6 protein-coding genes are annotated in these 5298 nt (G+C 38.8%); 3 read left to right on the plus strand and 3 right to left on the minus strand.

Annotation, left to right across the window (positions count from 1 at the left end; translation table 11 throughout):
- Positions 1–6: 6 nt before the first annotated feature.
- The 3 genes from H5072_RS11065 to aceK form a co-directional block, all read right to left on the minus strand.
- Positions 7–258 (minus strand): DUF2999 family protein, encoded by a 252-nt coding sequence (locus H5072_RS11065; RefSeq protein WP_007582532.1) that lies wholly within the window; start codon positions 256–258, stop codon positions 7–9.
- Between the two features lie 62 nt (positions 259–320).
- Complete coding sequence (locus H5072_RS11070; protein WP_182693551.1) at positions 321–1283, minus strand: zinc-binding dehydrogenase; 963 nt, start codon at positions 1281–1283, stop codon at positions 321–323.
- 64 nt (positions 1284–1347) lie between these two features.
- Positions 1348–3120, minus strand: a complete 1773-nt coding sequence (aceK, locus tag H5072_RS11075) for a bifunctional isocitrate dehydrogenase kinase/phosphatase (RefSeq protein WP_182693552.1) — start codon at positions 3118–3120, stop codon at positions 1348–1350.
- A gap of 381 nt (positions 3121–3501) precedes the next feature.
- On the opposite strand from aceK, the gene H5072_RS11080 reads away from it, so the two are divergent.
- The 3 genes from H5072_RS11080 (at position 3502) to H5072_RS11090 (ending at position 5217) form a co-directional block, all read left to right on the plus strand.
- Complete coding sequence (locus tag H5072_RS11080) at positions 3502–4449, plus strand: LysR family transcriptional regulator (RefSeq protein ID WP_154903270.1); 948 nt, start codon at positions 3502–3504, stop codon at positions 4447–4449.
- Positions 4450–4531: 82 nt separating this feature from the next.
- Complete coding sequence (locus H5072_RS11085; RefSeq protein ID WP_182693553.1) at positions 4532–4981, plus strand: N-acetyltransferase; 450 nt, start codon at positions 4532–4534, stop codon at positions 4979–4981.
- Positions 4982–5010: 29 nt separating this feature from the next.
- Complete coding sequence (locus tag H5072_RS11090; RefSeq protein WP_007375422.1) at positions 5011–5217, plus strand: hypothetical protein; 207 nt, start codon at positions 5011–5013, stop codon at positions 5215–5217.
- Positions 5218–5298 lie beyond the last annotated feature (81 nt).

The following is a 5298-nucleotide window of genomic DNA, read 5'->3' on the forward strand; positions in this document are numbered from 1 at the left end:
AACAAATTATTGATTTAGTTTTTCTTTCGCTTCTTTTACTTTTTCAAAATCTAAACCAAGTTCGTCAGTCGCTTCTTTAATAAGATGCGGTTGAGTCATCACGACTGCCATTAGTTGCTGTAGCTTTTCTGGCGGAATACCAAGCTCTTGAACAAGCGCCATTGCCATCATTGGGTTTTGAGTAAACGCTTCAAACAATGCTTTTACTTTTTCGTCGCTTACATTGTGCTCTTTAAGTATTGCTAGTATTGGATTCATTATTAAACCTTAAGTGTTTTTTATAGGGCTTAGTATATGGGCTAAACCCTAAAATTAAAGAGTTACTCTACAAGTAAAACCACTTTTCCTGCGTTTTCATTACGCTCTAAAATAGCATGGGCTTCGTTTGCGTCGCTCCAAGGCAATGTTTTATACAAGTTAAAGTCGTACTTTTTAGTGGCAATATCGTTGTAAAAACGCGCTACAAAGTCGTCGCGTACCTGACGTTTAAACTCAATACTACGATTTCTAAGCGTTGAGGCATGAAACGAAATACGCTTTTGTAAAAGCGCCGCAAAATCAACCTCTGCAAAACGTCCATCTAAAAATGCAAGCATCACAATTTGGCAATCCATGGCTGCAATAGCGGCATTTTTATTTAAGTAACTACCCGAAACAGGATCTACAATTGCATTTGCTGTTAACTCATTTGCTTTCATATATTCTACAAAGTCGGTGGTTTTGTAGTTAATTGCATGATCGGCACCGAGTTCTTTTGCGTGTTGGCATTTATCATCCGTACCAGCAGTAATAACTACGGTAGCACCTGCGCTTTTAGCCATTTGAATTGCTGCACCGCCCACACCACTAGCACCTGCATGAATAAGCGCTATTTGCCCTTTTTGTAATTTACCAAGCTCAAATAACGCGCCAAATGCCGTTAAATACACTTCGCTTATTGCAGCGCCTTCAGCCATTGTTACATCATCGGGTAATTCCATAAGCTGTTTTGCATCAACTGCTACATATTCGCTATAAGCACCACCAGAGCACAATGTAAAAATACGCTTGTTTAGCCAGCTTTTATCTACATCTTTTCCAAGCTCAGTAACTGTACCGGCACATTCTAAACCTAAAATAGGGCTATCTCCAGCAGGGGCCGGGTATTTACCTTGGCGCTGCATACTGTCTGCACGGTTTACACCTATTGCTGCAACTTTAACAAGTACTTCATGGCTCTTTAAAACCGGCTTTTCGGTTTCACTAAATGCAAGGTTGCCATCTTCATGAGAAATATATTTCATTGTTGCTCCAAGTTTAAAAACTGTAATAACATATAGATGGGGATGAACACAGATTCAAACAACCTCAAAAGCGCCAACTTTGTTTATAAGGATAAACATCGGGTAGATAACCATTATGTACTTGTTGCTGACAATCCTGCCAGAACGTCGCTAAAAACAAGTTACTGTGCTCATTATTAAAATAATTAAACGCAACCTCGTTGGCACTAAAAAACACCTTAAATTGGCTCGGAAATATATCGTTTTCAGCTATATCAAAATACGAGTTACTACTTAGCTCTTCAAGTGCATTTTGGGTTTGTGGAACCTCTCTAAAGTTGCAATCGGTAAGCGGGAAAATTTCGTCAAAGTCGTAAAACACCACTCGCCCCCATCGCGTTACGCCAAAGTTTTTCATTAGCATGTCGCCCGGAAATATATTAGCGCCCGCTAACTCTTTAATTGCTTTACCGTAGTCATGCATTACTCGTTCTAGGGTTTTGTTATCGCATTGGTTAATATATAAATTAAGCGGGGTCATTTTACGCTCAACATAAACGTGCTTTAAAATGAGTGCCTTGCCAGATATAACTATGCTGCTGCCAATTTGGCTTTTCATCTGCTCAAGCAGCTCGTCGCTAAAACGGCTTAAATCAAACGCTAAATATCTAAATTCGTGTGTGTCTACCAAACGCCCAACCCTATCGGCTTGTTTTACAAAGTTATACTTGTCTATCACTTGTGCTTTGGTGGCTGTTTTTGGCGCACTAAATTTGTCTTTAATTACTTTATAAACGTAATCTAGCCCTTCAATAGTAAATACCAGCATTACCATACCTGGCGTCCCTGGTGCTGTGACATACTTGAAGTTGGCTGGGCTATTTTTAGTCGTATCGACCTTATACCGATAAAACTCAGTTTTGGCGTGCTTTATAAAACCAATGGCGTTAAATAACTCAAAGCGTTGTTTGTGTGGCATTAATACACTTAGGTAATCTACATAACGTGCGGGCTTATCGGTATCAACCATAAAATAGGTGCGTGCAAAGCCAAATAATAAACTTAATTGATCGGCGCCCATCATTACAGCATCAAGCTTTAGTCCCTCATCGGTATTTAAAATAGCGATAGCAAAAGGCATATTGTCGCCATTTTTAGCAAGGCAGCGCCCAATTAAATAACAGGCTTTGTTTCTAAAAAATAATGAGTTGGCGTATTCAATATAACCGTCGTTTAAATTTATAAGTTCGTACACCTGTTTGCATTGCTGCTTAGCGCCTTGCATTAACGTACTTTGTAATGTGGCTACATCGCGTTCTAAATGACAAAACGGCACTCTAAATACTTGATTAGTGATAAGCGTTTTAACGGCGTTATTAAACCCATTATGTAGCGATACCCTGCTCACTAAGCTTTCATAAGAGCGTGGCTCACTACGATACTTTGCTTTTAATACAAACAAATGCACAGTACGAATTTTTTTATCGTCCCAAATTGCGCCAAACGTTGAATTAAAAAAAGTATGCGCAATAGGTTTATTTTCGTGATTTTGTACCATATCGCCGTAAATATTTTTAGCTAACTGCCACGTTTGCGGGCAAGTAAGCTCAGCATAAGCAATAACTCTCACGGCTTCACTCACGTTTTTCACTTCGCGCTCATACACTTGTAAACGTTCACGCATAGCACTTTGCACACTATGGTACTGTCGTTGCTCAAAACGGCTTTGTGCACCCAGTGTAATATTTAAAAATTTCGAAAACATCACCTCAAATCCAGCAAAAACAGATCGTGCAAGCTTGCTGGCAATAACGTTTTGCAGCGTATTATTAGATTGATTTGTTAGCCTATTTTGCATAAATACAGCACTTATATTGATGCCAGTTATGGCGGTTATTTTTTATTAATTGTTTACACCTTAGCAAGCAGACTTTAATTTAGATAATTAATAAACCATATAAATAGAATTTATTGGGCGTATTGACCTTTCGAGGTTAATTTTGCAGCCGTGTATTTGGTTTTTAAGCAAGGCAAAGTACATGTAGTGTGGTGACTCCCCATAAATGTACTTTAACGCTGCATAAAGGCCAAATACACACTGCCCATAGGGTTCTTTCTAGGGACGATTAACTCTTTGTTGCTCGATTTTTACTTAGCCCACTAGGTGGCAAACCTCGCGCCGCGATTAAATCGCCCCTCGATTGAACAAATTTCAACCCTGAAAGGCCAACACGCCCATATGAATATAAGAAATGTCGATCTTAACCTTCTCGTTTATTTAAATGTGTTAATAGATGAAAAAAGTGTGTCGAAAGCTGCAAATAAACTCGCGCTTACGCAACCGGCTATGAGTAACGCATTAAAACGTTTGCGCGATTTATTTGACGACCCGCTACTTGTGCGTGCCGCAGGCTCTATGACGCCAACGGCAAAGGCACTTGCGTTAAAGCCTGAAGTTGAGGCGCTCTTAAAAATGGCCGAAGCTATTACGCAGCCTAGTGAGCAATTTAACCCTGCAACCGCTGAAGTTACCTTTAGAATAATGGCAAATGACTACATAGAGTCGACCTTAATAGCCCCTTTTATAACTGCGCAGCTTAGTAAAAATCCCGGTATTAATTTTGATGTATTAAGTCCAAGCGACATAAACCTGCAAGACATGGAAAAAGGCACTATAGATTTAGCAATAAATCGCTTTAATGGTTTGCCACGCTCGTTTCATCAAGCCAGTGTATGGCGCGATAATTACTGTTGTTTAACCCATCCTAAAAATACATTTTTACAACAATCAGGGTTAGACGACTACTTAAAAAAAGAGCATATTTGGGTAAATCGTGCCGGCTGGGGGCCTGAAGCCGCTGTTACTAATAAATCAGGAAAGCAAAAATTAGGCTGGGTAGATGAAGCGCTTTGGCAACTAGAACAAACCCGTAAAATACGTGTTTTTACTCGCCACTACATGGTCGCAAGCCTGCTTTGCCAATCAGAGCAACTTATTGCCACCCTACCGCGCAGGCAAGCTAAGTTATTAACCTCTCATACTGATTTGGTAATCAGCCCTGTACCATTTCAAATAGTGCCTATTGAAGTAAAAATGATATGGAGCCCACTGCTGCACCATGCAACGGCGCACCAATGGTTAAGGCGTGAGTTATTAGCGTTTGCTAAAACGATTGCAGATAGATAAATTATTATTTTCATCACATCAAACACTAGGTATTTTACTATCGCGCATATTGTCCAAGCTTTACTTTCATTAGAAGAATATAATGATAAACAAACTTAATAATAAGAATAACGATATTGCAAATATAATTTTTGCTGTCTTTCAAAAGTCCTACGCTATAGAGGCTAAACTGATCGGCGCGCATAACTTTCCTCCTTTAGCGCGTAATATTAAAGGTATAAAAAAATCAGAAACAACCTTTTATGGCTACAGCGAAAATGAATGTTTAGCAGCCGTTATAGAAATAGATACAAACAACGAGTATTTAGATATTTGCAGTTTAACCGTTGATCCTAGTCATTTTAAAAAAGGTATCGCAAGTAAGCTAATAAGTTATGTTTTAGCAATGGATGATTTTTCTCATGCAATAGTGGAGACTGCGGTTGCTAATACTCCTGCAATAAATTTATATAAAAAGCATGGCTTCGTGGAATTTAAAAGATGGACTCCTTCACATGGTATTGAAAAGCTGGCTATGTCGGTCGTAATTTAAATCAGTATTTCAAAATAGGTAATTTACAAATGGATAGTGCATCAATAATTGCGTGGAGTGTTTTGTTTGGCGGCATTGGTATTGGCTACCTTACTTACGGGCGAAGAAAAAAAGCCGTAGTGCCACTTTGCATTGGTTTATCGCTATTGGTATTTCCGTATTTTATGAGCAGTGTGAGCATGCTGTTGATTGTAGGCGCTATTTTAGTGGCTATTCCCTACTTTATTAAAATTTAACATTACTATTGTTATTGCTACTGTAACGACTAAATAAAATAAATGATCAAAATAAAAAAGCGCCGTGGTATTCAACTTTGG

The sequence above is a fragment of the Pseudoalteromonas sp. SR45-5 genome (assembly GCF_014163565.1).
GTDB lineage: Bacteria > Pseudomonadota > Gammaproteobacteria > Enterobacterales > Alteromonadaceae > Pseudoalteromonas > Pseudoalteromonas distincta.

Excerpts from the sequence above, each read along its gene's own strand:
- H5072_RS11090 (WP_007375422.1), top strand. The coding sequence starts at position 5,011 with ATGGATAGTGCATCAATAATTGCGTGGAGTGTTTTGTTTGGCGGCATT.
- H5072_RS11085 (WP_182693553.1), top strand. The coding sequence starts at position 4,532 with ATGATAAACAAACTTAATAATAAGAATAACGATATTGCAAATATAATT.
- aceK (WP_182693552.1), bottom strand. The coding sequence starts at position 3,120 with ATGCAAAATAGGCTAACAAATCAATCTAATAATACGCTGCAAAACGTT.
- H5072_RS11070 (WP_182693551.1), bottom strand. The coding sequence starts at position 1,283 with ATGAAATATATTTCTCATGAAGATGGCAACCTTGCATTTAGTGAAACC.
- H5072_RS11065 (WP_007582532.1), bottom strand. The coding sequence starts at position 258 with ATGAATCCAATACTAGCAATACTTAAAGAGCACAATGTAAGCGACGAA.
- H5072_RS11080 (WP_154903270.1), top strand. The coding sequence starts at position 3,502 with ATGAATATAAGAAATGTCGATCTTAACCTTCTCGTTTATTTAAATGTG.